Annotated in this window: 19 protein-coding genes and 4 tRNA genes; 12 read left to right on the top strand and 11 right to left on the bottom strand. The window is 61.9% G+C overall.

Features of this window, described 5'->3' with window-relative positions; all coding sequences use genetic code 11:
* Window positions 1-12: 12 nt before the first annotated feature.
* Window positions 13-1,926, top strand: a complete 1,914-nt coding sequence (locus PU634_RS16500) for a methyl-accepting chemotaxis protein (RefSeq protein ID WP_306761926.1) — start codon at window positions 13-15, stop codon at window positions 1,924-1,926.
* Here PU634_RS16500 and PU634_RS16495 read toward each other — a convergent pair.
* The 4 genes from PU634_RS16495 to prlC all read right to left on the bottom strand — a co-directional run bounded on the left by PU634_RS16495 (window position 1,923) and on the right by prlC (window position 8,147).
* Complete coding sequence (locus PU634_RS16495) at window positions 1,923-2,789, bottom strand: MBL fold metallo-hydrolase (RefSeq protein WP_306761925.1); 867 nt, start codon at window positions 2,787-2,789, stop codon at window positions 1,923-1,925. The genes PU634_RS16500 and PU634_RS16495 overlap by 4 nt on opposite strands.
* Before the next feature lie 80 nt (window positions 2,790-2,869).
* Window positions 2,870-3,628 (bottom strand): class I SAM-dependent methyltransferase, encoded by a 759-nt coding sequence (locus PU634_RS16490; protein ID WP_371319611.1) that lies wholly within the window; start codon window positions 3,626-3,628, stop codon window positions 2,870-2,872.
* Window positions 3,597-5,999 (bottom strand): putative bifunctional diguanylate cyclase/phosphodiesterase, encoded by a 2,403-nt coding sequence (locus tag PU634_RS16485; protein WP_306761924.1) that lies wholly within the window; start codon window positions 5,997-5,999, stop codon window positions 3,597-3,599. Before PU634_RS16485 ends, PU634_RS16490 begins: the two co-directional genes overlap by 32 nt.
* 105 nt (window positions 6,000-6,104) lie before the next feature.
* Window positions 6,105-8,147 carry an oligopeptidase A gene (prlC, locus tag PU634_RS16480; RefSeq protein ID WP_306761923.1) on the bottom strand — a complete coding sequence of 681 codons (2,043 nt, stop codon included), beginning with the start codon at window positions 8,145-8,147 and terminating at the stop codon, window positions 6,105-6,107.
* Between the two features lie 218 nt (window positions 8,148-8,365).
* Here prlC and gorA point away from each other — a divergent pair, with 218 nt between their 5' ends.
* From gorA to phaR, 3 genes are all read left to right on the top strand, one after another.
* Window positions 8,366-9,718, top strand: a complete 1,353-nt coding sequence (gene gorA, locus PU634_RS16475) for a glutathione-disulfide reductase (protein ID WP_306761922.1) — start codon at window positions 8,366-8,368, stop codon at window positions 9,716-9,718.
* 127 nt (window positions 9,719-9,845) lie between these two features.
* Complete coding sequence (locus tag PU634_RS16470; RefSeq protein WP_306761921.1) at window positions 9,846-10,301, top strand: aminoacyl-tRNA deacylase; 456 nt, start codon at window positions 9,846-9,848, stop codon at window positions 10,299-10,301.
* Between the two features lie 152 nt (window positions 10,302-10,453).
* On the top strand, window positions 10,454-10,978 hold the full coding sequence (phaR, locus tag PU634_RS16465; RefSeq protein ID WP_306761920.1) for a polyhydroxyalkanoate synthesis repressor PhaR: 525 nt from the start codon (window positions 10,454-10,456) through the stop codon (window positions 10,976-10,978).
* A gap of 70 nt (window positions 10,979-11,048) precedes the next feature.
* On the opposite strand, the gene PU634_RS16460 is transcribed toward phaR, so the two are convergent.
* Together PU634_RS16460 and phaP are read right to left on the bottom strand one after the other, a co-directional pair.
* Window positions 11,049-11,531, bottom strand: coding sequence for an FKBP-type peptidyl-prolyl cis-trans isomerase (locus PU634_RS16460; RefSeq protein ID WP_306761919.1), 483 nt, complete (start codon window positions 11,529-11,531; stop codon window positions 11,049-11,051).
* A gap of 137 nt (window positions 11,532-11,668) precedes the next feature.
* Window positions 11,669-12,298 carry a TIGR01841 family phasin gene (gene phaP / locus PU634_RS16455; RefSeq protein WP_306761918.1) on the bottom strand — a complete coding sequence of 210 codons (630 nt, stop codon included), beginning with the start codon at window positions 12,296-12,298 and terminating at the stop codon, window positions 11,669-11,671.
* A 688-nt stretch (window positions 12,299-12,986) separates the two neighbouring features.
* On the opposite strand from phaP, the gene gcl reads away from it, so the two are divergent.
* From gcl to PU634_RS16425, 6 genes are all read left to right on the top strand, one after another.
* Window positions 12,987-14,762 carry a glyoxylate carboligase gene (gcl, locus tag PU634_RS16450; RefSeq protein WP_306761917.1) on the top strand — a complete coding sequence of 592 codons (1,776 nt, stop codon included), beginning with the start codon at window positions 12,987-12,989 and terminating at the stop codon, window positions 14,760-14,762.
* Between the two features lie 69 nt (window positions 14,763-14,831).
* Entirely contained in the window at window positions 14,832-15,614 is a 783-nt protein-coding gene (gene hyi, locus PU634_RS16445) for a hydroxypyruvate isomerase (RefSeq protein ID WP_306761916.1), read from the top strand.
* A 60-nt stretch (window positions 15,615-15,674) separates the two neighbouring features.
* Window positions 15,675-16,571 carry a 2-hydroxy-3-oxopropionate reductase gene (gene glxR / locus PU634_RS16440; protein WP_371319649.1) on the top strand — a complete coding sequence of 299 codons (897 nt, stop codon included), beginning with the start codon at window positions 15,675-15,677 and terminating at the stop codon, window positions 16,569-16,571.
* Between the two features lie 187 nt (window positions 16,572-16,758).
* Entirely contained in the window at window positions 16,759-18,027 is a 1,269-nt protein-coding gene (locus PU634_RS16435) for a glycerate kinase type-2 family protein (protein ID WP_306761914.1), read from the top strand.
* 205 nt (window positions 18,028-18,232) lie between these two features.
* Window positions 18,233-19,345 (top strand): carboxynorspermidine decarboxylase, encoded by a 1,113-nt coding sequence (locus PU634_RS16430; protein ID WP_306761913.1) that lies wholly within the window; start codon window positions 18,233-18,235, stop codon window positions 19,343-19,345.
* Between the two features lie 51 nt (window positions 19,346-19,396).
* Window positions 19,397-20,635 carry a saccharopine dehydrogenase family protein gene (locus tag PU634_RS16425; protein WP_306761912.1) on the top strand — a complete coding sequence of 413 codons (1,239 nt, stop codon included), beginning with the start codon at window positions 19,397-19,399 and terminating at the stop codon, window positions 20,633-20,635.
* 268 nt (window positions 20,636-20,903) lie between these two features.
* On the opposite strand, the gene PU634_RS16420 is transcribed toward PU634_RS16425, so the two are convergent.
* The 5 genes from PU634_RS16420 to PU634_RS16400 all read right to left on the bottom strand — a co-directional run bounded on the left by PU634_RS16420 (window position 20,904) and on the right by PU634_RS16400 (window position 22,385).
* The gene (locus PU634_RS16420; RefSeq protein ID WP_306761911.1) at window positions 20,904-21,722 is read right to left on the bottom strand and encodes an IclR family transcriptional regulator; all 819 of its coding nucleotides are present in this window, start codon (window positions 21,720-21,722) and stop codon (window positions 20,904-20,906) included.
* A gap of 157 nt (window positions 21,723-21,879) precedes the next feature.
* Window positions 21,880-21,956, bottom strand: a tRNA-Pro gene (locus PU634_RS16415).
* 133 nt (window positions 21,957-22,089) lie between these two features.
* Window positions 22,090-22,175: transfer RNA gene (locus PU634_RS16410), tRNA-Leu, on the bottom strand.
* A gap of 32 nt (window positions 22,176-22,207) precedes the next feature.
* Window positions 22,208-22,283 (bottom strand) — tRNA-His (locus tag PU634_RS16405).
* Between the two features lie 25 nt (window positions 22,284-22,308).
* Window positions 22,309-22,385, bottom strand: a tRNA-Arg gene (locus PU634_RS16400).
* Between the two features lie 223 nt (window positions 22,386-22,608).
* Between PU634_RS16400 and PU634_RS16395 the strand changes: the two genes are divergently transcribed.
* Both PU634_RS16395 and PU634_RS16390 read left to right on the top strand, forming a co-directional pair.
* The gene (locus PU634_RS16395) at window positions 22,609-23,175 is read left to right on the top strand and encodes a TetR/AcrR family transcriptional regulator (RefSeq protein WP_306761910.1); all 567 of its coding nucleotides are present in this window, start codon (window positions 22,609-22,611) and stop codon (window positions 23,173-23,175) included.
* 25 nt (window positions 23,176-23,200) lie between these two features.
* Entirely contained in the window at window positions 23,201-24,322 is a 1,122-nt protein-coding gene (locus PU634_RS16390; RefSeq protein WP_306761909.1) for an efflux RND transporter periplasmic adaptor subunit, read from the top strand.
* Window positions 24,323-24,333: the final 11 nt, after the last annotated feature.

The following is a 24,333-nucleotide window of genomic DNA, read 5'->3' as shown; positions in this document are numbered from 1 at the left end:
GGGATGGGCCGCATGAGGGTATCGCTGTTTTCGTTGTTGTCGTCGCTGGGACTGATGCTGCTGGCATTGCTGCTGGCGGTGGCCTTTTATACCGGAGACCGGCAACTCAAGCAGGGCGAGCACGACCGGGCCGAGCTGGAGCAACTGCGCCGCAACGCCAACATCGACCTCTACCGCACCATTTCCGCCTACCTCGCCGAGGGCGACGCCAGCCTGCTGACCGATGCCGGACAGCAGCTCACCACCCTGGCCGAAACGCTTGCACATATCGAGGGTGGCGAACCGGCCCGCCAGGCGGTAGCCACCCTGCACCGGCAACTGACCCACGACTTTCGCGAAGCGGGCAAGCTCTCGGGCAACAGCCAGCAACTGCTGCAACACGCCGAGCAGGAGCTGACCGACCAGTTGCGCGCCCTGGCCCGCTACGCCAGCACAGAACACAGCCTGGCCGGCCGCTACCAGACCCTGGTGGCGGAAATGCTGGCATCCTTGCCCCGCCTGGTGCACCTGCGCCAGGACTACATGAACGAGGGCGACGACAAGCTCAAGCAAAGCCTCGACTTTCAGCTGGCCGAGCTGAACAAGCTGGGTGACCAGCTCGGTGCCCTGCCCCCGCTCGGCATCTACCAGACCCCGGAGGTGGACGAGTTCGCCCTGCGCCGGCCCAAACCGGTGGAAGTGGGTGAGGGCCCCCGGCGGGAGCTGCAAAGCCTGCTGCGCCGCTACCCCAAGGAGCTGGCCAATACCCAGGCCGGGCTGACGCAGCGCACCCAGGCCGCCGCCGCCCTCAGTGCCGGCCTCCATGATATCGAGCAGCGGCTCGACGCCCTGGTGGCCGAGCGGGAAGCGGCCCGCCAGCACACCTATGACCGGCTCAGCCTGGTGCTGCTGGGACTGTGCTCGGCGCTGCTGCTGTTCGCCCTGCTCAGTTACCTGTTCCAGCGCGGGCTGGTGGTGCGCCGGCTCAATCAGCTGCGCAACGCCTTTGGCCAGTTACTGCACAACGGCGAGCTCACTCCTCTGGCGGTTACCCATCCCAACAGCGAGCTGGGCCAGATTGCCGCCAGCTTCAACGGCCTGCTGGAACGACTGCAGCACCAGCAGCGGCAGCGCGCCGAACAACTGCAACAGGTGTCGGCGGCGCTGGAAGGCATGATCGAAGAGGTGCAGGACATTCAGCAGCACACACGGAACAACGACGGCACCCTGCAAAACAGCCTGGCCATGGTGGCGGAGCTGAACCGGCTTACCGAGCAAATGCGCCAGGCCAGCGACGACATTGCCCACACCGCCCGCGACAACCTGCAGGCCATGGACATCAGCCGCAAACAGGTGGAGCAGCTGGCCCACAGCGCCGGCGACAGCCGCCAGGCGGCGCTCACCGGCCGGCAGTCCCTGGCCAGCCTGGGCCGCTCGGTGGACGATGCCGCCGCCATTATCGGGGTAATTCGCCAGATTGCCGAGCAGACCAACCTGCTGGCGCTCAATGCCGCCATTGAGGCGGCCCGGGCCGGAGAGCACGGCCGCGGCTTTGCGGTGGTGGCCGACGAGGTGCGCAAGCTGTCGGGCCACACTCAGGGGTCGCTGGAAGAAATCGCCGACATCATGGAGCGGCTGCGGCTGTCCAGCAACGAGCTGAGCGGCACCATCGATCGCATGATGCAGGCGGCGGAAGATCAGCACCAGCAAACCCAGACCCTGCTGGAAGTCACCGAGCAGGTCAGCGCAACCTCGCGGGCCACCACCTCGGTGGCGGAGCAGGGCGCCGGTCATGCCGACAGCCAGGCCGGCGAGCTGGGCCGCTTTATGGCGCTGATGGACGAACTCAAGACCCGCTCCGCCGAGGTCTCGGACCGGGCCGAACAGGTCACCGGCCATATTCGTCATCAGGCCGGCACCATTACCCGGCTGCTGGGCCCGGCTTAAAGCCTGTTCAGCGGCACCCTGAGGTAACGGCGACCCCGCTGGTCCGCCCCGGGCAGGTGCCCGGCGCGAATATTGACCTGAATGGACGGCAACATCAGCCGGGGCACCGCCAGACTGGCGTCGCGCTCGGTGCGCAGCTTGACAAAGGCGGCCTGGCCGACGCCGTCGCGCACATGGATATTGCCCTGCTTCTGGGCCGCCACCGTGGTACGGCAGGCGTGCTCCCGGCCCGCCGGCGGGTAGTCGTGGCACACATAGATATCGGTGCTTTCGGGCAGTGCCAGCAGGCGCTGAATGGACCGATACAGCCGTTCGGCGCTGCCGCCGGGAAAGTCGCAGCGGGCGGTGCCCACGTCGGGCATAAACAGGGTATCGCCCACAAACACCACCTGCTCGTTCACCACATAGGCGATGTCCGCCGGGGTATGGCCGGGCACGTGCAGCACGCGCACGCTCAGCTCGCCCACCGCAAAGGATTCACCGTCGGCAAACAGGTGATCAAACTGACTGCCGTCGGCCGGCAGCTCCTGCTCCAGGCCAAACACCTCCTGAAACATGCCCTGCACCGCGCAAATGTGCTCGCCAATGGCGATGCGCCCGCCCAGTTGCTGCTGCATGAAGGGCGCCGCCGACAGGTGATCGGCATGGGCGTGGGTTTCCAGAATCCAGTCCAGGGTCAGCCGCTGCCCGCGAATAAAGTCCACCAGCCGCCGGGCGCCGGCGGTGCCGGTGCGCCCCGAGTGGTAGTTGAAGTCCAGCACCGGATCGATCACCGCCGCCCGGCCACCGGGCCGGTCGTAGAGCACATAGCTGAAGGTTGCGCTGTCCCGATCCAGAAAGGCCTGCACACAAGGCTGGTTCATGGCGGTCTCCCGTGACGCACAAACATTAGAGTTATCTAATTCATAGCATTCACCACGGCGACCGGCCAGTTTTCCGCCGTCTACAGGGCTGCCTTCACATACAGATCAAAACGGTTGTTCTTGCTGGCGATCTGCGCCGAGGGTCTGGTGTCGGCAAGAAAGCCGGCGTAGTCGGGACGCTTCACCACCACCCGGGCCCGGGCCAGCGCCAGCGCCGGCGCCAGCAGGGCATCGGCATCGAGGTCCGCTCCCACCAGGGAGTGAAACACCCGCATCTCCTTTTTCACCAGCGCCGCCTTTTTCTTGTGGGGAAACATGGGGTCGAGATAGACCACATCCGGCTGCTCGGAGATGTCACCCAGACCCAGGCCAAAGGGCAGCAGTTGCAGCCGCTGCCGCACCCAGGGGCCGATCTCTGCGTCGGCGGCGGCCCGGCGCAGGCCGTCCTCCAGCAGGGCGTGCACCACCGGGTGGCGCTCGCACAGGGTTACGGTGCAGCCCAGCGAGGCCAGCACAAAGGCGTCCCGCCCCAGCCCGGCGGTGCCGTCCACCACGTGCGGGTTATGGCCGTGCTTGAGCCCCACCGCCCGGGCTATGGTCTGGCCCCGGCCGCCGCCGAACTTGCGCCGGTGCGCCGCCGCACCTTCCACAAAGTCCACAAACACCGCGCCCAGCCTGGGTTCGTCGAGCTTGCGCAGCTCCAGCCGGTCCTCGGTGAACACCAGGGCAAAGGGGGCGGCGGCGGTGACGCCACTCAGGCGCGCACACAGGGCATCGGCCTCGGCGGCCAGGTCAGGATCCTGCAGCTCAATCTGCAGCGGATACGGTGTGTCCGGCATAGGACTCCAGAAAAATCAGCAGTTCACGAAGGGGCATGGGTTTGGCGATCAGGTACCCCTGCAGAAAATGACAGGGCTGGGTCGACAGGTAGGCGGCCTGGGCCTGGGTTTCCATGCCCTCGATCACCACCTTCATGCCAAGGTCGCCGATAATGCGCAAAATGCCTTCCAGCAGCAAGCCGTCTTTCTGATTGCCGGGCAGGTAATCGATAAAGCTCTTGTCGATCTTGACCATGTCGATGGGAAAGGCGCGCAGGTAGTTGAGCGCCGAGTAGCCGGTGCCGAAATCATCAATGGCAATGCGACAGCCGGCCCGGCGCAGGGCGCCAATGCGCTCCAGGTGATGTTCGTTGCCCTGCATGAACAGGGACTCGGTGATCTCGAAAATAATCTGCCGGGGCGAAAGTCCGTGGCGCTCGATAATCGACAGCCATTCGTCACCGTCCAGCCCCAGGCTCTGAAACTCCAGGCTGGAGCGGTTGATGGCCATGTGCAATTCATGGCCGGCCTGTTGCAACCGGCGCAAATCGGCACAGGCCCGGTTCAGCACCCAGTCGCCCAGGGCCTGCACCATGCCGCTTTCTTCCGCCACCGGCACAAACTCCACCGGCGAAATGGGGCCCAGCTCCGCATGCTGCCAGCGCACCAGGGCTTCCAGCTTGCTGACCCGGCCGGTGGCGGTGTCGACGATGGGCTGGTAATGCAGGCGCAGGCCACCCTGGCGAATGGCCTCGGTCAGATCGTGCTGCAGGCGAATGCGCCGGCTCTGGCTGCGGTTCAGCCGGTCGTCATACAGGGCCAGCGGCTCTTTTTTTTGCTTGGCGCCAAACAGCGCCTGCTCGGCATGCTGCAGCAGGCTTTCGGCATCCTTTTCATCGATGCCGGGCCAGAGTGCGCCCCCAAGGGTGGCGTCCACATACAGTTGCTGCTCGGCCATCAGCAACGGCCGGGCCAGGGCGCTCAGCACATGGCGGCCAAAAATGCGCGCCTGGCGGTGATGCACTATGCCCGGCACCAGCAGCGCGAATTCGTCGCTGCCGATGCGGGCCAGGTAATCGCCGCTGCGCAACCGGCCACGCAGCCGCGCCGCCACCTCCTGCAGCACCCGGTCGCCCACCCTGTGGTTCATGGCGTTGTTGAACAGGCGAAAGTTGTTGATGTCGAGGATCATCAGCGCAAAGGGCTCGCTCAGCCGGCAGTGACGGGCCAGCCGCTGCTGAAAGCTGGCCCGGTTGGCCAGCCCGGTGAGACAGTCCTTTTCCTCCGGCGGCGCGCCCTGATCCACGGCGTCGGGCTGGCCCATGTCGCTGAACACCGCCACATAGCGCACCGTGCCGCCCGGCCCGTACAGCGAGCTGATACGCAGCCGCTCGGGATAGACCTGGCCGTTGCTGCGCCGGTTCCACACCTCCCCCTGCCAGCGGCCCTGCTCGTTCAGATCCCGGTTCATGTGGCGGTAAAACCCCCGGCTGTGCAGGCCCGAGCGCAGCAACGACGGATAGCTGCCCCGCACTTCGGCTTCCCGGTAGCCGGTGACCCGTTCAAAGGCCGGGCTGACCTGCTCGATGCGGCTGTTGCCGTCACAGATCATCACCCCTTCCGGCTGCTCGGGCGCCGGAATAAAGCGCAGGCTCACTCCCCGGGGTGCCGTGGCCCGGGGGCGCAGGCTGGCCACAATGCCCATCAGGCACAGGGGCGCCCCCTGCTCGTCCCGCACCAGGGTGAGCTGGCTTTCGCCCAGCAGCAGCTGGCCATTGGGATGCAGGTAATGCTTTTCCATCACCGCCATGCCCAGCTCCGGCTCGTCTGCCAGCCGGCGGTACAGGCGCCGGGTTTCCGGCCAGTCTTCGCCCAGGCTGAACTCCCGCAGGGAGCGCCCCTGCATGGCGGGCGCCGCCTGCCCGGCCAGGCGCTCTATGGCCCGGTTGGTCCACTCCACCACGCCGTCGGGGGTGGCGCGCACCAGCGGCAGCGGAAAATAGTCAAACAGCGGCAGCCGCGTCAGCGCCTGCCGGGCCCGGTCGGGATGGGTAAACACAGAGGCAAAAAAGCCCAGCCAGGCCCCCTTGGGCAAACGCACGTGGCGCTGGCGCCGAAACAGGATCAGGGCGTAATCCGGATACAGGGCAGACAGCGACAGCAACTGACCGGAGCCCATGCGCAGGGCCCGGCACTGAGGGTAGCCCAGGCGCTGAAAGGGCCGCTCGCTCCGGGTGAACAGGGGTTCGTCGGGCAGGGGCATGCCGGCGGCCAACCGCGGCTGCCACCCTTCCCCCTGGCGCCGGCACAACAGCACACCATCGGCCAGGCGCTGCTCCACCAGCTGGCTCAGGCACCAAAGGTTAAACCAGGACGATACCCCGTATTCCATTGTTGTATCTCATTCGTAAATGGCAGCATCCATTTTGCCTGCATAAGCCCACAGTGGCCAGTGAACAAAAAAGGTGGCCAGCGCCACCTTTCGATCCCAACTGCCTCAGGCGGAAATACCCGAGTGCCGCAACAGGGCGTCTATGCTCGGCTCGCGACCGCGGAACTGGCGGAACAGCTCCATCGGCTCCTTTGCCCCCCCCTGCTCGAGAATGGCGTGCAGAAAGTCCCGGCCGGTTTTGGCACAGAATATCCCTTCCTCCTCAAACCGGGAGAAGGCGTCGCTCGACAGCACCTCGGCCCACTTGTAGCTGTAGTAGCCCGCCGCGTAGCCACCGGCGAAGATGTGAGAAAAGCCGTGCTGAAAACGGTTGAAGGCCGGCGGCGTGAGCACCGCCACCTTGCTGCGCACCTCGTCGAGAATGGCCTGCACCCGGCCCGGCTCGGCGGCCCGAGCGTCCATGTGCAGACGGAAGTCGAACAGGGCAAATTCCAGCTGGCGCAGCATCATCAGCGCCGAATGGTAGTTGCGCGCCGCCAGCATGCGCTCCAGCAGTTCGGCGGGCAGCGGCTCGCCGGTCTGGTAATGGCCGGAGATAAAGGCCAGCGCCTCGGGCTGCCAGCACCAGTTTTCCAGAAACTGGCTGGGCAGTTCCACCGCATCCCAGGCCACGCCGTTGATGCCGGCCACGCCGGCCACGTCCACCCTGGTCAGCATGTGGTGAATGCCGTGACCGAACTCGTGGAACAGGGTCAGCACCTCGTTATGGGTAAACAGTGCCGGCTTGTCGCCCACCGGGCCATTGAAGTTGCAGGTGAGGTAGGCCACCGGCTTTTGCAGGGTGCCGTCTTCCCGGTAGCGGCGGCCGATGCAGTCGTCCATCCAGGCGCCACCACGCTTGTTGGCCCTGGCGTAGAGATCCAGGTAAAAGCTGCCGCGCAGCTCGCCGGTTTCATCGAAAATATCGAAAAAGCGCACGTCCGGGTGCCACTCTTCCACCCCGAAGCGCTCCACCACCTTGATGCCGAATAACCGTTTTACGGTTTCGAACAGGCCGTGCACCACCTTGTTCTCGGGGAAATAGGGGCGCAGCTCCTCGTCGGAGATGGTGTATTTGTGCTGCTTGAGCTTTTCGCCGTAGTAGCTGAGATCCCAGGCGTTGAGCTCGGTCACGCCGTGCTGATCCCGGGCATAGTCGCGCAGCTCGGCCAGCTCGGCCTGCCCTTGCGGGTAACTGCGTTCGGCCAGCTGCTCGAGAAAGTCCAGCACCTGCTGCTCGCTGTCTGCCATCTTGGTGGCCAGCGACACCTGGGCGTAATTGTCAAAGCCCAGCAGCCCGGCCAGCTCCTGGCGCAGGGCCAGGGTTTCCTCGATGATGGCGGTGTTGTCGAACTCGCCGGCATTGGGGCCCTGATCGGAGGCGCGGGTGGTAAAGGCGTAGTACATTTCCTCGCGCAGGGCGGCGTTGTCGGCGTACATCATCACCGGTAGGTAGGACGGAATATCCAGGGTGAATACCCAGCCGTCCAGCTCCCGGGCCCTGGCCTGGGCTTCGGCGGCGGCCAGAGCCGACTCGGGCAGACCGGCCAGCTCGGCCTGGTCGGTAACGTGCTTGTACCAGGCCTGGGTGGCATCGAGCACCCGGTTGGCAAAAGTGGACGACAGCTCCGACAGCCGCGCCTGAATTTCGCCAAAGCGGCGCTTTTGCTCCGCTTCCAGGGCGATGCCCGACAGGCGGAAGTCGCGCAGGGTGTTGGCCACTTCCTTTTGCTGGGCCAGGCTCAGCTTTTTGAAGTCGTCCCGGTTGGCCAGGCTCTGGTAGGCTTCAAACAAGCCCTGATGCTGCCCCATCCAGGTGTGATATTCCGACAACAGCGGCAAACAGGACTCATAGGCCTGGCGCAACGCCTCGCTGTTCATCACGCTGTTGAGGTGGCTCACCGGCGACCAGATGCGGCTGAGGTGATCGTTCACTTCCTCCAGCGGCGCCACCAGGTTGTCCCAGGTGAACTCTTCGTTTCGGGCCAGCACGGTTTCCACCCGTTTTTTACAATCCGCAATGGCGTGCTCCACGGCCGGCTTTACGTGTTCCGGCTTGATCTGGCTGAACGGCGGCAGGCCGTCCATGGTGAGAAGCGGATTTGTCATGGTCCTTTACCTCTTGTTGTTTTGGCCATCGTGCTGCTCTCCGGCAGCCGAGGGAATACCCCCTAACATGGTGATAATGACAAGAATGTTCAAGCCTTTACTGCCCCTGCCCTGCACTTGACCGGCGAACCGGCGATTTGTTGACCACCCTTGCCGGCATCACTTGAGGTACAATCGCTCAACGGCTTTGAACGAACCTTCACCCACGGAGCAAACTTATGGCACAGCATTTCGACTATATCGCCATCGGCGGCGGCAGCGGCGGCATCGCCTCCGCCAACCGGGCGGCCATGTACGGCAAGAAAGTGGCCCTGATCGAAGCCAAGGATCTGGGCGGCACCTGCGTCAACGTGGGCTGCGTGCCCAAGAAGGTGATGTGGCACGGCGCCCAGGTGGCCGAGGCCATCAAACTCTATGCCGCCGACTACGGCTTTGACGTGGAGCTCAAGGGCCACGACTGGAGCACCCTGGTGAAAAGCCGCCAGGCCTACATCGGCCGTATTCACCAGTCCTACGACCGGGTGCTGGGCAACAACAAGGTCACGGTGATCAAGGGCTTTGCCCGCTTCAAGGACGCCCATACCGTGGAAGTGAACGGCGAAGAATATAGCGCCGACCATATTCTCATCGCCACCGGCGGCGAGCCCATTATTCCCAACATTCCCGGCGCCGAGCACGGCATCGACTCCAACGGCTTCTTTGAGCTGGCCGAGCAACCCAGGCGGGTGGCGGTAGTCGGCGCCGGCTACATTGCGGTGGAGCTGGCCGGGGTGCTGCACTCACTGGGCAGTGAAACCCACCTGCTGGTGCGCAAGCACGCGCCGCTGCGCAACTTCGACCCGCTGCTCACCGACACCCTGGTGGAGGTGATGGCCGCCGACGGCCCCACCCTGCACACCCACTCCATTCCCCAAAGCGTGGAAAAGCACGCCGACGGCAGCCTGACCCTGCACCTGGAAAACGGCGAGTCGCTCACCGTGGACTGCCTGATCTGGGCCATCGGCCGCCGCCCGCTGACTCAACAACTCAATCTGGAAAGCGCCGGTGTCGAGCTGGACGACAAGGGCTACATCAGGGTCGATGAGTACCAGAACACCTCGGCCAAGGGCGTGTATGCCGTGGGCGACAACATCGGCTACGTGGAGCTGACCCCGGTGGCGGTGAAGGCCGGCCGTCAGCTGTCCGAACGGCTGTTCAACAACAAGCCCGACGCCAAAATGGACTACGAGCTGGTGCCCACCGTGGTGTTCAGCCATCCGCCCATCGGCACCATGGGCCTGACCGAGCCGGAAGCCAAAGCGCGCTTTGGCGACGACCAGGTCAAGGTGTACACCTCCTCCTTTACCGCCATGTACACCGCCGTAACCCGGCACCGCCAGCCCTGCAAGATGAAGCTGGTGTGCGCCGGCGAGGATGAAAAGGTGGTGGGCATTCACGGCATCGGCTTTGGCATGGATGAAATGCTGCAGGGCTTTGCGGTGGCGGTGAAGATGGGCGCCACCAAGGCCGATTTCGACGCCTGTGTGGCCATTCACCCCACCGCCGCGGAAGAGTTCGTTACCATGCGGTAATTCACTGATATATAAACAAAAAGGCCGGGCGCACGCCCGGCCTTTTTTGATCCTGGCCGCCATTCACCTTCATACTCATGGCCTATACTTCAACCGGTGTTCGGTATTCGTCGGGGGGGACCACATTATGCCGGCTCAACGATTGCAGCAATATCTGGATCAACAGGGTGTCAAATACCGGGTCATCAGCCACTCGCCGGCGTTTACCGCGCAGGAGGTGGCAGAAGCGGCCCATATACCGGGCAGGATGATGGCCAAGGTCGTGATCGTGACCCTGGATGATCAAATGGCCATGGTGGTCGTGCCCGCCCCCAGGATCATCCATCCTCGCAACCTGGCCCGTTCCCTGGCGGTGCAGCAAGCCACCCTGCTGCATGAAAACGACTTTCGGGAACAGTTTCCCGACTGCGAAGTGGGCGCCCTGCCTCCCTTTGGCAACCTGTATGAGATGCCGGTGTATCTCGACAGCGAACTCGCCCGGCAGCAAGAGATCGTGTTCAGTGCCGGCAGTTACCGCGAGCTGTTCAGCCTGCCCATGAAAGACTATCTGAGACTGGTCCGGCCCAGGGAGATTCGCCCCTAGTCAGTGTCTCCTTGCGCCACGGACCACAGCGCACCGCCAACGGCCCCCATGGCAGGCTGGAAACCCGGACAGGGCTGCTCGGCCCGCCAAATTGAGCGCCCTGCACGATTGGGATACACTGGCCGTTATACTTTTTTCAGGGCCCGTGTCGCATGTCAAAATCCCAGGACAGTATTCGCACCATCAAGAAATACCCCAACCGCCGCCTGTACGACAGCCACACCAGCAGCCACGTCACCCTGGCCGACATTCGCCGGCTGGTGCAGGAAGAAGAGCCCTTTCAGGTGGTGGACGCCAAGACCGGCGAAGACATTACCCGCAGCATTCTGCTGCAGATCATTCAGGAAGCGGAAAGCGGCGGCGATCCCATTTTCTCCAGCGACATGCTGAAGAACATCATTCGCTTTTACGGCCCCTTTCAGGGGGTACTGGGCAGCTACCTGGACGAGAGCATTCGGTCGATGATTGAGGTGCAGACCCAGGCCGGCATGCAGTCCACCAAGGCCTGGACCGACTTCATGCAGGGCCAGGTGCCCATGATGCAGGAAATGATGCGCCAGTATGTGGAGCAGTCCCGCCAGCTCTATCTCAACACCCAGAACATGTTCGGCCTGTTCGGCGGCTTGGGCGGCGGCCCGGAGCAGAACGACAAGGACAAAAAAGACGGCGAGGAATAATTCTCCGCCGTCTCTCTTGTCACATCTTTTCGCCGGTCAAATCGCGCTGCTGCTTCGCGGCGTGACTCACTCAGTGCTGATGGCCGCCTTCGCCGTGGGCGTGGCCGTGCTCCAGCTCTTCGGCGGTGGCGGCGCGCACCGATACCACGTCCAGATCAAAGGTCAGGGTACGACCGGCCAGCAGGTGGTTGAGATCCACGTCGGCCATAAAGCGACCCACCTTCACCACCACCACCTGGCGCGGGCCGTTCTCGGTGTGCACCACGGCCACCATGCCCGGCTCCCAGCGCTTGGCGCCCTGCAGATGACGAACCGACACCCGCTGGATCAGGGTCTCGTCCCGCTCGCCATAGGCGTCGGCCGGCGCCAGGGTCACGCTGAAACGGTCGCCTGCGTTCTTGCCGTCCAGTGCCTTTTCCAGCCCTTCCAGCATGTTGTTGTGGCCGTGCAGATAGGCCAGGGGGGCCTTGCCCTCGTTGGTGTCCATCACCTCACCCTGTTCGTCTTTCAGGGTGTAGTTGAACTGCACCACGGTATCGTTTGCGATTTGCATTGATTGTCCTGTTATTCGTGACTGGAAACCCGCCCATCATAACAGAAGCGCCCGGCCGGCCCCTAAAACAGAAAAAGACGGCGGGGTTTCCCCCTGCCGTCCAAACGAGATAACAGCTCTGTTTATTGGTATTGGTCTCAGTTTGCCTTGGCGGCGGCACCACGGCTGTTGCTGCTCTTGGCGGCGGCCGCGGTCACGGCGCTGATGCCCTTCTCGGTGGCTTCGGCTACCTGGCGGGCAGCCTTTTCGGACTGCTCGGCGGCCTGTTTGATTACCTTGTCGGCGATCTCGGCGGCATCCTTGGCAGCCTTCTGGGCACCTTCACGGGCCTCATTGGCCTGGCTCACCACCTGCTTGAGGGCACTCACGGCAGATTCGGAGCCGGCCGGCGCGTGGGCGGCAAACTGCTCTACCCACTCGTCCACCTGCTTGCTGCCGGCAGCCCACTGCTGCTCGCCGTAGTTGCCGAGCTGCTGCTGGGCATCGGCCAGCAGGGCAAACAGTTCGCGATTGAAGTCGAGCTGGCGCTCCAGCAGGGCGCTGGGGCTGAATACGGAGTGATTGAGCTCGGCCAGGCCCCTGGCATCGCGCACCGCCAGCAGCTTGCCGGCGTAATCGAACTGGGCGGTGCTGAACTCGGTCAGCGCCTTCAGTTGCAGCTGACCCAGTTTTTCCGCACCGGCCAGCAGGCTGGTGCCGAGGCCCTGAGCCAGAGCGAGGTGGTCCTGTTGCGCTTTCTGCAGTTTGGCAATATCAAACCATGACATGATTGGCGTCTCCTGATGAATAAGTAAGGGCTTCACGGCCCGGCACGCCAGCAAAACCCACTACCACTTGTCCGGATTTGGCGCGCAGGGTCATTATTGCACCGCACAAAAAACTTTTTCAAGCTCTTTTTTGTGCAGCGCAAAATAAGCAACTCCGGCTGGATCATTCCACCCTGCAAGGTTGCCTGGCCCGCCACCGTTGCCTAACGGATCCGGCTTCTGCCTTTAACATTGCGCCGCAATATCCTTCGGATTTTGCTTCGACAAAATGAATACAATATGACAACAACTTTGTACTATACTGCCCATTGCACCCCTTGGCCGTGCGCGGCATGCAGCCCGCCCGGGACCCGGACGACTTGCTTAAAAAAGAAGGAAATCGATTCCAGAATAAGGAAAGAAAAAGCCTGCCGTCGGCACCGATGACCGCCGAGGCGAGCTCTGTGCCATGAAAAACAACACCTTGCCACCATTACCCGGCAATATCGGCCGACTGCCTCCCCGCACAACGTTTCCACATTATAAAAATCATTTCCAAAACTTGTTGATCGTCACATTTTTTTTCGTATCATCAGAGTATGGGTTGCGTAGATGTTAAGCGTCCTCACCAGACCGGTCTGCGCGCCGCCGTCATTTCGACAAACAACAACACGGTGCCGAGAGCACCTCAGATGAATGGATACACATCATGGCTAAAATGAAAGCAATCGAAGCGGCCGCCAAAATCCTGGAGCTGGAAGGTGTCACCAAAGCCTTTGGCGTTCCCGGCGCTGCCATCAACCCCTTCTACGCTGCGCTGAAGGGTCTCGGCTCCATCAGCCACGTGCTGGCCCGTCACGTTGAAGGCGCCTCGCACATGGCCGAAGGCTACACCCGTGCCAATCCGGGCAACATCGGTGTATGTATCGGTACTTCCGGCCCTGCCGGCACCGACATGATCACCGGTCTGTACTCTGCTTCTGCCGACTCCATTCCGATCCTGTGTATCACCGGCCAGGCCCCCCGTGCCCGTATGCACAAGGAAGACTTCCAGGCCGTGGACATCGAGTCCATCGCCAAACCGGTTTCCAAGTGGGCCGTTACCGTACTGGAGCCGGGTCAGGTTCCCGGTGTATTCCAGCAGGCGTTCCACATCATGCGCTCCGGCCGTCCCGGCCCCGTGCTGATCGACCTGCCCTTCGACGTGCAGATGGCCGAGATCGAATTCGATCCCGAAGCCTACCAGCCGATGACTCCCTACAAGCCGGCCGCCACCCGCATTCAGGTTGAAAAAGCCCTGACCATGCTGAACGACGCCGACAAGCCGCTGCTGGTTTCCGGTGGTGGTGTGATCAACGCCGATGCTGCCGATCTGCTGACCGAGTTCGCCGAAGTGCTGAACGTACCGGTTATCCCGACCCTGATGGGCTGGGGCACCATTCCCGACGACCACGAGCTGATGGCCGGTATGTGCGGTCTGCAGACCTCTCACCGCTACGGTAACGCCAACCTGCTGGCTTCCGACTTCGTGCTGGGTATCGGTAACCGCTGGGCCAACCGCCACACCGGTTCCGTGGAGGTTTACACCAAGGGTCGTAAATTCGTTCACGTTGACATCGAACCCACTCAGATTGGCCGCGTATTCGGTCCGGACCTGGGCATCGTGTCCGACGCCAAGGCCGCGTTGGAACTGTTCGTTGAAGTCGCCAAAGAGTGGAAGGCTGCCGGCAAACTGAAGGACCGCAGCGCCTGGGTTGCCGAGTGTCAGGAGCGCAAGCGCACCCTGCAGCGCAAGACCCACTTCGACAACACTCCGGTGAAGCCGCAGCGTGTATACGAAGAAATGAACAAGGCCTTCGGCCGCGACACCACCTATGTGTCCACCATCGGTCTGTCCCAGATCGCTGCTGCCCAGTTCCTGCACGTGTACAAGGCGCGCAACTGGATCAACTGTGGTCAGGCCGGTCCCCTGGGCTGGACCATTCCCGCCGCCCTGGGTGTGTGCGCCGCCGAGCCGGGCCGCAACGTGGTTGCCCTGTCCGGTGACTACGACTTCCAGTTCATGATCGAGGAGCTGGCGGTAGGTGCTCAGTTCAAGCTGCCCTACATCCACGTGCTGGTGAACAACTCCTACCTGGGTCTGATCCGTCAGTCTCAGCGTGGCTTCGACATGGACTACTGCGTACAGCTGTCCTTTGAAAACATCAACGCGCCGGAGCTGGGCGAGTACGGTGTGGATCACAAGGCCGTGGTAGAAGGTCTGGGCTGTAAGGCCATTCGCGTATTCAAGCCGGAAGACATCGCTCCCGCCTTTGAAGAAGCCAAGAAGCTGATGGCCGAGTTCTCCGTGCCGGTCGTGGTTGAAGTGATTCTGGAGCGTGTGACCAACATCTCCATGGGTGTTGAAATCGACGCCGTCAACGAGTTCGAAGAGCTGGCCGAAAAGGGTGCCGACGCCCCCACCGCCATCTCTCTGCTGGACTGATTGATGACAGCGATGGGGCCCGACGGGCCCCGTCCTGACTTTGCCCCCAACTGAACAAAGGACATCGCAATGCCGAAATTAGCTGCCAACCTGTCGATGCTGTTTACCGAAGTCGACTTTCTGGATCGTTTCGACGCCGCCGCCAAGGCCGGCTTCAAGGGTGTTGAATATCTGTTTCCCTATGATTTCGCCGCTGAGGAAATCAAGGCCAAACTGGATGCCAACGGTCTGACCCAGGTGCTGTTCAACCTGCCCGCCGGTGACTGGAACGGTGGCGAGCGCGGTATCGCCTGTCACCCGGATCGGGTTGAAGAATTCAAGGCCGGCGTCGACAAGGCCATTGCCTACGCCAAGGTGCTGGGCAACACCCAGGTGAACTGCCTGGCCGGCATTCAGCCTGCCGGCGTGGCCTATGAGGAAGCGGAAGCGACCTTCGTGGCCAACCTCAAGTACGCCGCCGAGAAACTGAAGGAAGCCGGCATCAAGCTGATCGCCGAGGCCATCAATACCCGCGACATTCCCGGCTTCTTCCTGAACAACACCAAGCAGGCGCTGGAGATCATCGAGAAGGTCGGTTCCGACAACCTGGCGTTCCAGTATGACATCTACCACATGCAGATCATGGAAGGGGACATCATCCCGACCATCGAGAAAAACCTGAGCATCATCAACCACATTCAGCTGGCCGACAACCCGGGCCGCCACGAGCCGGGCACCGGCGAGCTGAACTACCACAACATCTTCGCCTTCCTGGACAAGATTGGCTACGACGGCTGGATCGGTGCCGAGTACAAGCCGGCCACCACCACCGAAGCCGGCCTGGGCTGGCTGAAGACCCACGGCGTGGTCTGAGGTTTTTCACTTAATTCGGTTTTCCACGACGCCGGTGCGCCGGCGTCTTCAGACAAAAGGATAACGAACATGAAAATTGGTTTCATCGGTACCGGTATCATGGGCAAGCCCATGGCTCAGAACCTGCAGAAAGCCGGTCACACCCTGTACTTCTCCGAGCACTACAACAAGGCCCCGGCCGACCTGCTGGGTGACAACGGTATCGCCCTGGCCAACCCCAAGGCCGTGGCCGAAGCCGCCGAAGTCATCATCACCATGGTGCCCGACACTCCTCAGGTTGAGGAAGTGCTGTTCGGTGAAAACGGCGTGGCCGAAGGCCTGTCTGCCGGCAAGGTAGTGGTGGACATGTCCTCCATCTCCCCCATCGCCACCAAGGCCATTGCCAAGCGCGTAAACGAAACCGGTGCCGACTTCCTGGATGCCCCGGTTTCCGGCGGCGAAGTCGGCGCCATCAACGCCACCCTGACCATCATGGTGGGCGGCGAGCAGGCCGTGTTCGACAAGATCAAGCCGCTGTTCGAAATCATGGGCAAGAACATCACCCTGGTAGGCGGTAACGGCGACGGCCAGACCACCAAGGTGGCCAACCAGATCATCGTGGCCCTGAACATCGAAGCCGTGGCCGAAGCCCTGGTATTCGCTTCCAAGGCCGGTGCCGATCCGGCCAAGGTGCGTGAAGCCCTGATGGGCGGCTTTGCTTCTTCCAAGATCCTGGAAGTACACGGCGAGCGCATGGTGAAAGGCACCTTCAACCCGGGCTTCCGTATCGCCCTGCATCAGAAGGACCTGAACCTGGCCCTGAGCGGTGCCCGCGAGCTGGGCGTGGCCCTGCCCAACACCGCCAGCGCACAGGAGCTGTTCAACACCTGTAACGCCCTGGGCGGCGCCGGCTGGGATCACTCCGGCATGGTCAAGGCGCTGGAGCACCTGGCCAACCACAACATTCGGGGCGAGTAAGTCCTGAACCGAAAGGCGGTGTTGAGGCTTCAGCCGCTTTTCGGTACACCTCGGGGCAGACGCCGGTGACAAGCTGACTTTCACTCAGGGGGCTTTGTGTTAGACACTGGTCACCGGTCGTTCTGCCCCACCCCGTTATTGAATCAACAACAGCACCAAGACAGCCGTTTTTTCAGGAGTATTTGCAATGGATATCCAACCCAAGGAGTTGTTACAGCAGTTATTCGACAGCGCCGTGGCCGCCGCCCTGCCCAAGGGTAACCTGGCCGAATACCTGCCGAAGGATACTCGTCAAAAAGCCGTTGTCATCGGGGCCGGCAAGGCTGCCGCTTCCATGGCCGCCGAGCTGGACGCCATCTGGGAAGGGGAACTGTCCGGCGTGGTGGTGACCCGTTACGATCACGGCGCTCCCTGCGAGCGTATCGAAATCATCGAAGCGGCCCACCCGGTGCCGGATGATGCCGGTGAGCGCGTGGGTCGCCGCATTCTCGAGCTGGTGCAGGGTCTGGGCGAAGACGATCTGGTGATCTGCCTGCTGTCCGGTGGTGGCTCTTCCCTGCTGAGCCTGCCGGCTCCGGGGCTGACCCTGTCCGACAAGCAGGCCATCAACAAGGCCCTGCTCAAGTCCGGCGCCGCCATCGATGAAATGAACTGCGTGCGCAAGCACCTGTCCGCCATCAAGGGTGGCCGCCTGGCCGCCGCCGCCTACCCGGCGCGGCTGATCGCGCTGGGCATCTCCGACGTGCCCGGCGACGAAGCCACAGTAATCGCCTCCGGCCCGACCGTGGCGGATCCGACCACCTCCGCCCAGGCCCTGGCCATTCTCGACAGCTACGGCATCGAAGTGGGCGCCCATGTGCGCGCCTGGCTGGAAAGCCCCGAGTCCGAAACCGTCAAGCCCGGTGACGAACGCCTGAGCAAGGCCGAGTTCCACATGATTGCCACTCCCCAGGATGCCCTGGACGCCGCCGCCCACCTGGCCCGCTCCAAGGGCCTGGCGCCGCTGGTGCTGGGTGACTGCATCGAGGGTGAAGCCCGGGAAGTGGCCAAGGTGCATGCCGCCATCGCCAAGCAGATCCTCAAATGCGGCCAGCCCGTGCAGGCGCCCTGCGTGATCCTGTCCGGCGGTGAAACCACGGTCACCATCAAGGGCAACGGCCGGGGCGGCCGCAACAGCGAATTCATGCTCAGCCTGTTCAACGAACTCAAGGGTCAGGCCGGCGTCTATGCCCTGGCCGCCGACACCGACGGCATTGACGGCGTGGAAGACAATGCCGGCGCCATGATCACCCCCGAGCTGTACGCCCAGGCCCAAGCCGCCGGCCTGAAAGCCGAAGACTACCTGGCCAACAACGACAGCTACGGTTTCTTCTCCCAGCTGGGCGCGCTGGTGGAAACCGGCCCGACCCGCACCAACGTCAATGACTTCCGCGCCATTCTGGTGCTGCCGAAGTAAGCCCGAACTCAAACAACAACTATATTTTTGAGCCGCCCGGCGCGGCTCACTCTCTTTTCTCAGCGAGACCGGCCCCCGTGCCGGTCTTTTTTTGCGTTGCCGGCGCCGCCGCTGCCGCACTTTTTGCTCGAAGCATGACCACCTTTCCTCTATAATCACGCGCTTTAAAATTCCCGGACGCGGGTGGTGTTCACAGCCTGGAGGTATGACCCGAGTGATCAAGACGCCTTACTATCTCATCGACAAGGCCAAGCTGCTGCGCAACATGGAGAAAATCGCCTATGTGCGCGAGCACTCCGGCGCCAAGGCGCTGCTGGCCCTGAAATGCTTTGCCACCTGGTCGGTGTTCGACCTGATGAGCCAGTACATGGACGGCACCACCTCTTCCTCCCTCAACGAAGTGAAGCTCGGCAAGCAGAAGTTCGGCGGTGAAACCCATGCCTACAGCGTGGCCTATGCCGATCACGAAATTGAGGAAGTGCTGGCCCACTCCGACAAGATCATCTTCAACACCATCGGTCAGCTTGAGCGCTTTGAAACAGCGTCTGCCAGCCATGTGCGCGGCCTGCGCCTGAACCCGGGGGTGTCCAGCTCCGAGTTCATCATTGCCGATCCGTCCCGCCCCTTCAGCCGCCTGGGCGAGTGGGATGCGGACAAGGTGCTGCGGGTGATGGACAAAATCTCCGGCTTCATGATCCACAACAACTGCGAAAACAGCGACTTTGAGCTGTTTGACCGCATGCTGGGCGAAATTGAACACAAGTTCGGCGGCCTGCTGGAACAGCCGCAGATCACCTGGGTGAGCCTGGGCGGCGGTATTCACTTCACCGGCGAAGGCTACCCGGTGGACCGCTTCTGCGCCCGGCTCAGAGCCTTTTCCGAGCGCTTTGGCGTGCAGGTGTATCTGGAGCCCGGCGAGGCCTCCATCACCATGAGCACCTCGCTGGAAGTAACCGTGCTCGACACCCTGTTCAACGGCAAGCAGCTGGCCATCGTCGACAGCTCCATCGAGGCCCATATGCTCGATCTGCTAATCTACCGGGAGAGCGCCAAAATGGCCCCCAACGAGGGCGAACATCAGTACATGGTGTGTGGCAAGTCCTGCCTGGCCGGCGACATTTTCGGCGAATTCAACTTCGACCGGCCGTTGCAGGTGGGGGATCGGCTATCCTTTATCGATGCCGCCGGCTACACCATGGTGAAGAAAAACTGGTTTAACGGCGTGCAGATGCCCGCCATTGCCGTGCGCGAGCTCGACGGCAGCGTAAACCTGGTCAGGGAATTTACCTTTGACGACTTTGTAGACAGCCTCTCCTGAGGCATGGAGTAACCACAACGCAGCCTTTCAAGGAGGCTCCAGAGGAAAAAGATGAAGAAGAACGTTCTGATTATTGGTGCCGGTGGTGTTGCCCAGGTTGTTGCCCACAAGTGTGCGCAACATAACGATGTGCTGGGTAACATTCACATCGCCTCGCGTACTGTTGCCAAGTGCCAGCAAATCGTCGACAGCGTGCGGGAAAAGGGCAGCCTCAAGGTTGCCGGTGAATTGCAAGCCCATGCCCTGGATGCGCTCGATATCGAAGCCACCAAGGCATTGATTGACAAAACACAGTCGCAACTGGTGATCAATGTCGGATCGGCTTTCATCAATATGTCGGTGCTGCAGGCCTGTATCGAGACCGGCGCCGCCTACCTCGACACCGCCATTCACGAAGATCCGACCAAGATCTGCGAAAATCCGCCCTGGTACGCCAACTACGAGTGGAAGCGCAAAGCCATCTGTGAAGAGAAGGGCATTACCGCCATTCTCGGCGCCGGCTTTGATCCGGGCGTGGTCAACGCCTACGCCGCCGTGGCGGTGAACGAATACTTCGACAGCGTGGACTCCATCGACATCATCGACATCAACGCCGGCAGCCACGGCCGCTACTTTGCCACCAACTTCGATCCGGAAATCAACTTCCGCGAGTTCACCGGCCGGGTCTGGTCCTGGCAGAACAATGAGTGGGTGCAGAACCGAATGTTCGAGCACAAGCGCACCGACGATCTGCCGGTGGTGGGCATGCAGACCAGCTACATGACCGGTCACGACGAGATCCACTCCCTGTCCCAGAACCTGGGCGTGCCCAACGTACGCTTCTGGATGGGCTTTGGCGAGCACTACATCAATGTGTTCACCGTGCTCAAGAACCTGGGCCTGCTGTCCGAGCAGCCGGTGAAGACCGCCGAGGGCCTGGAAGTGGTGCCGCTCAAGGTGGTGAAAGCCGTGCTGCCCGATCCCTCTTCCCTGGCCCCCGACTACACCGGCAAGACCTGCATCGGTGATCAGGTGAAGGGAAAGAAGGACGGCAAGGACAAGGAAGTGTTCATCTACAACGTGGCCGATCACGCCGAGGCCTATGCCGAAGTGGGCAGCCAGGGTATTTCCTACACCGCCGGCGTACCGCCGGTAGCCGCGGCCCTGCTGATCGCCAGCGGCGAGTGGGACGTGAAGAAAATGGTCAACGTGGAAGAGCTGGATCCCAAGCCCTTCATCAACCTGCTCAACGAAATGGGTCTGCCGACCCGCATCAAGGACGAGCAGGGCGACCGCCCGCTGAGCTTCTGAGCTTAGTCAGCCATGCAAAAGGCCAGTCGAAAGACTGGCCTTTTTTGTACGCAATACGAAGCTTTCTATGTCGCCTGTCTGCTCCCGTCAGTCAACTCAATAGCCAGGCAGGAGGACAAAGGGCGTCTGCTTCGCCGCGCCCTCTGCGCCAGGGATGGCGCAGCGGAGCCCCCAGGGAGGGGTTTACGGCGTGCCGGAGAAGCAGTGCGCTTTGGCCGACGGAGGGCACGGTAAAACAAGCAGTAAAAATTATACCGGCTACACGCCCTTAGACTTTGGGCGCCTTGCCGCCGATGGCCTGAGTAACTTCCCTGGCGGCGTCCATCACCAGGGCGCTGAGCTGGGGAATGCGTTCCCACTTTACCCGTACCGCCGGGCCGGAGATGGAAATGGCGGCCACCGCCTCACCGTGTTCATTGTAGATATTGGCGGCGATGCAGCGCAGGCCTTCAAACTGCTCTTCGTCGTCGAGGGAGTAGCCCTGCCGGGCAATTTTCAGCAGTTCCTGCTCGAACCGGCTGGGATTGATAATGGTGCGCTCGGTGTAGGACTTCATGCCGCCCTTGCGCACCAGCTCCAGCGCTTCCTTCATCGGCAGCGCCGACAGCAGTGCCTTGCCCACGCCGGCGGCGTGCACCGGCGAGCGGCTGCCCAGCGACACCACCATGCGCATGGTCTGGGGCGATTCCACCTGGCCCACATAGACCACGCTGCCCTGCTCCAGAATGGCCAGGTTGGAGGTTTCGCCGGTTTCCGCCACCAGCCGTTTCATGTGCGGCCGGGCCTGGGCAATAAAGTCGCGCTTCTTGAGGTAGGCATTGCCGATGGAAAAGGCATTCACACCAATGCTCCACAGCCCCTGGGTTTCGTCGAGATCGACAAAGTCATGGCTGCGCAAACTGTTGAGCAGACGGTGAGCGGTGGACGGTGCCAGCCCCAGACTGCCGGCCACGTCGGTAAGCGACATGCCCATGTCGGAGGCGGCCAGCCGCTCCAGCAACAGCAGCGCCCGGGACAGGGATTGCACCTGAGTGGCACCGGCCGGCCTGGTGGTTTTGGTTTTTTTGAGTTTTGTTTCGTCAGCCATTGAAAAGCCGTGTAATACAGAGACCTGGGTCACATTGTATGGTTAATTCCCGCGCAAGTCCCGCGCTGTGTGGGATTGGCCCGAAGTGGGCAGTAGGAGAGGAAAAGACGGTGCCAAACGCCGGGCACAAAAAAACCGACGCTAAGGTCGGTAATTCTGGTCGGCGTTGCAGGATTCGAACCTGCGACCCTCTGGTCCCAAACCAGATGCGCTACCAGGCTGCGCTAAACGCCGGAAACTTCTATTTTACTTTCTTCGTTCTGCTCGGGTGCGACCCTCTGGTCTGCTTATTCCCAAAACACGAGATGCGTTACAATGCTGCGCTAAACGCCGTGACATTTGCTCTTGCGAATGTGTTTGAAAGCAGTGGTGCGAAGGGGGGGACTTGAACCCCCACGTCCGAAGGACACTAACACCTGAAGCTAGCGCGTCTACCAATTCCGCCACCCTCGCATATTTACTGCTTTCAGGCCGTGGCCTGAAACTGGGGTGACCGACGGGGCTCGAACCCGCGACAACCGGAATCACAATCCGGGACTCTACCAACTGAGCTACGGTCACCAATGTTCTACCGTCCAATACCGAATGGCGCGCCCGACAGGATTCGAACCTGTGACCTCTGCCTCCGGAGGGCAGCGCTCTATCCAGCTGAGCTACGGGCGCTCTATAATTGGACGCTGCGAATACTAAGGTCAGCCCCTCCCCTTGTCCAGCACTTTTTTGCTCCCGCCGTGCATCTGCCGATTTTGTCGGCAAAGTGACGTTTTTTTTAACTAAAGTGAACAAAGGATCGGTCACCGGCAATTGACTTGGGCCGGCAAATCCCTAGAATCGGCAAAGGAATGAACGTTCATTCATTCGCAATTCAGAATCCGGACAGAACATCATGACCAACAAACGCGAGCGCATTCTCAATGCGGCGGAACACCTGATCGCCAACCGCGGCTTTCAGGGCATGTCGATGCACCTGGTGGCGCAGGAGGCCGAAGTGGCCACCGGCACCATTTACCGCTACTTCAAGGACAAGGAAAGCCTGCTGCGCTGTGTGCACGAGGAGCGGCTGCAGGAGGTCTCCCAGGCCCTGCTGAAGAACGTCGACACGCAAACCCCCTGCTACGAGCAGTTTCGCGTGCTGTGGCAGAACTGCCTGCACTACCTGCTGAGCAATGCCGACTGCCTGCTGTACCGGGTTCAGTACGAGGCCTCTCCTCTGTTCAACCGGGAAGAGGAAGAACGCATGGATGAGCGCTATTTCAAGCCTGTGTTCGAGTTTTTTGAGCGCGGCCGGGAAACCGGCCTGTTTCGGGATTTGCCGGCACAGTTGCTGGGTTTTCTGGCACTGGAAAACCTGATGCTGCTGACCCAAAAACACACCCGGGGCTGCATTCAGCTGAACGACGCCATTTTTGACGAGCTGATGGATGCGGCCTGGAACGCCATTTTAAAACGCTAACAACTATGTCGCGGGAGTGACTTAAATGAAAAAATGGACCCTGTCCATGCTGCTGCTGGTGATTCTGATCTTCGGCAGCGTCATTGGTTTTAACCTGTTCAAGCAAAACATGATGGCCCAGTACTTCGCCAATCAGCCGGTGCCCAGCTTTCCGGTCACGGTGACCGAGGTCACCCCGGTCGACTGGACGCCGCGCATTGCCGCCATCGGCTTTATCGAACCGATTCAGGGCATTAACGTGAGCAACGAGTCCGCCGGCATCGTGCGCGCCATTCACTTTGAGTCCGGCCAGCGCGTCAAGGCCGGCGAAGTGCTGCTCGAACTCGACGCCGACGTGGAAAAGGCCAACCTGCGCAGCGCCGAAGGCCGGCTGCCGGCGGTGCAGGCCAACCTGACGCGCATGCGCCAGCTGTTCCAGCGCGGCTCCGTATCCAAGGGCCAGCTGGATGAAGCCGACGCCAGCTACCGGGAGCTGCAGGGTCAGATCGACTCGCTCAAGGCCACCATTGAACGGCGCACCATTCGCGCGCCCTTTGACGGCGTCATGGGCATTCGCAACGCCTTTCTCGGCCAGTACCTGAATGCCGGCACCGACATCGCCCGGCTGGAGGACATCAGCCAGTTCCGTATTCGCTTTACCATTCCCCAGACCCGCATCGCCGACATTAAAGTGGGCCAGGCCCTGAACATTCTGGTGGACGCCTACCCGGAGACGCCGTTTGAAGGCGAAATCACCGCCATTGAACCGCAGATCAATCCGGAGTCGGGGGTAGTGCAGGTGCAGGCCAGCATACCCAACCAGGACGGCAAGCTGCGCTCGGGCATGTTCGCCAAGCTGAACGTGCAGCTGCCGGTGAAGACCGGCCAGATCCTGGTGCCCCAGCACGCCATCAACTTCACCCTCTACGGCCAGACCGTGTACGTGGTGCAGGAAGAAACCACCGACAGCGGCGAGACCGTGCAGGTCGCCCGTCAGCGGGTGGTGGACGTGGCCGAGCGGGAAGCCGACTATGCCCGGGTGGTGAAGGGCCTGGAAGCCGGTGAAATCATCGTCACCTCGGGCCAGGTGCGCCTGTCCAACGGCAGCCGGGTCAACCCGGTGGAAAGCGACGCCCTCGACACCCCGGCGTCGGCCCCCCTGCTGTAAGCGGAGAACCC

The organism is Oceanimonas pelagia, assembly GCF_030849025.1.
GTDB classification, from domain to species: Bacteria; Pseudomonadota; Gammaproteobacteria; order Enterobacterales; family Aeromonadaceae; genus Oceanimonas; species Oceanimonas pelagia.
The sequence above is the reverse complement of the archived record's forward strand: the minus strand, read 5'-3'. Positions and strand labels throughout refer to the sequence as shown.

Coding starts and splice junctions, on each gene's coding strand:
- PU634_RS16500 (WP_306761926.1), top strand. CDS start 13: ATGAGGGTATCGCTGTTTTCGTTGTTGTCGTCGCTGGGACTGATGCTG.
- PU634_RS16495 (WP_306761925.1), bottom strand. CDS start 2,789: ATGAACCAGCCTTGTGTGCAGGCCTTTCTGGATCGGGACAGCGCAACC.
- PU634_RS16490 (WP_371319611.1), bottom strand. CDS start 3,628: ATGCCGGACACACCGTATCCGCTGCAGATTGAGCTGCAGGATCCTGAC.
- PU634_RS16485 (WP_306761924.1), bottom strand. CDS start 5,999: ATGGAATACGGGGTATCGTCCTGGTTTAACCTTTGGTGCCTGAGCCAG.
- prlC (WP_306761923.1), bottom strand. CDS start 8,147: ATGACAAATCCGCTTCTCACCATGGACGGCCTGCCGCCGTTCAGCCAG.
- gorA (WP_306761922.1), top strand. CDS start 8,366: ATGGCACAGCATTTCGACTATATCGCCATCGGCGGCGGCAGCGGCGGC.
- PU634_RS16470 (WP_306761921.1), top strand. CDS start 9,846: ATGCCGGCTCAACGATTGCAGCAATATCTGGATCAACAGGGTGTCAAA.
- phaR (WP_306761920.1), top strand. CDS start 10,454: ATGTCAAAATCCCAGGACAGTATTCGCACCATCAAGAAATACCCCAAC.
- PU634_RS16460 (WP_306761919.1), bottom strand. CDS start 11,531: ATGCAAATCGCAAACGATACCGTGGTGCAGTTCAACTACACCCTGAAA.
- phaP (WP_306761918.1), bottom strand. CDS start 12,298: ATGTCATGGTTTGATATTGCCAAACTGCAGAAAGCGCAACAGGACCAC.
- gcl (WP_306761917.1), top strand. CDS start 12,987: ATGGCTAAAATGAAAGCAATCGAAGCGGCCGCCAAAATCCTGGAGCTG.
- hyi (WP_306761916.1), top strand. CDS start 14,832: ATGCCGAAATTAGCTGCCAACCTGTCGATGCTGTTTACCGAAGTCGAC.
- PU634_RS16435 (WP_306761914.1), top strand. CDS start 16,759: ATGGATATCCAACCCAAGGAGTTGTTACAGCAGTTATTCGACAGCGCC.
- PU634_RS16430 (WP_306761913.1), top strand. CDS start 18,233: ATGACCCGAGTGATCAAGACGCCTTACTATCTCATCGACAAGGCCAAG.
- PU634_RS16425 (WP_306761912.1), top strand. CDS start 19,397: ATGAAGAAGAACGTTCTGATTATTGGTGCCGGTGGTGTTGCCCAGGTT.
- PU634_RS16420 (WP_306761911.1), bottom strand. CDS start 21,722: ATGGCTGACGAAACAAAACTCAAAAAAACCAAAACCACCAGGCCGGCC.
- PU634_RS16395 (WP_306761910.1), top strand. CDS start 22,609: ATGACCAACAAACGCGAGCGCATTCTCAATGCGGCGGAACACCTGATC.
- PU634_RS16390 (WP_306761909.1), top strand. CDS start 23,201: ATGAAAAAATGGACCCTGTCCATGCTGCTGCTGGTGATTCTGATCTTC.